Origin of the sequence: Streptomyces blastmyceticus, from assembly GCF_039521185.1 — a bacterium.
Taxonomy (GTDB): domain Bacteria; phylum Actinomycetota; class Actinomycetes; order Streptomycetales; family Streptomycetaceae; genus Streptomyces; species Streptomyces blastmyceticus.
Genome location: NZ_BAAABW010000035.1, coordinates 1 through 505, shown reverse-complemented (window position 1 = coordinate 505; position 505 = coordinate 1). Strand labels below are relative to the sequence as shown.

General features: G+C 66.5%; 1 protein-coding gene and 1 pseudogene. Both read right to left on the bottom strand.

The features are described 5' to 3' along the window. On the bottom strand, positions 1–414 hold a 414-nt coding region (locus ABD269_RS30825; RefSeq protein ID WP_344123267.1), incomplete at its 3' end, for an aminotransferase class V-fold PLP-dependent enzyme. Then, positions 411–505 (bottom strand): annotated as a pseudogene (gene sufC, locus ABD269_RS30820) (Fe-S cluster assembly ATPase SufC); the annotation flags it as partial. The gene ABD269_RS30825 and the pseudogene sufC, both read right to left, overlap by 4 nt.

Here is a 505-nt window from a genome sequence, read left to right as displayed (position 1 = left end):
GATGTTGGAGTGGTGCTCCATCTCGGTGATGACGATCTCGGTGTCGTGGTCCACGCGGTAGGGCTCGTCCGCCCAGCCGAGCATGTTGGCCACGAGGTTGAGCGATTCCGAGGCGTTCTTGGTGAAGATCACCTCGTCGCGGGAGGGCGCGTTGATGAACGCCGCGACCTTGTCACGCGCGCCCTCGTACAGCGCGGTCGCCTCCTCGGCGAGCACGTGCACGCCGCGGTGAACGTTGGCATTGTGCCGCTCGTAATGGGAGTTGAGCACGTCCAGGACCTGGCGAGGCTTCTGGGAGGTGGCCGCGTTGTCCAGGTAGACCAGCTTCTTCCCGTCGTGGACCACGCGGTCCAGGATCGGGAAGTCCTTGCGGATCGCGTCCGTGTCGAGGAGGCCCGGCAGCAGAGTGGTCACGCCGTCGCGCCGCCCTTCACGTACACCTCGTAGCCCTCGTTCTCCAGCTTGTCGGCGAGCTCGGCGCCGCCGGACTCGACGATGCGGCCGG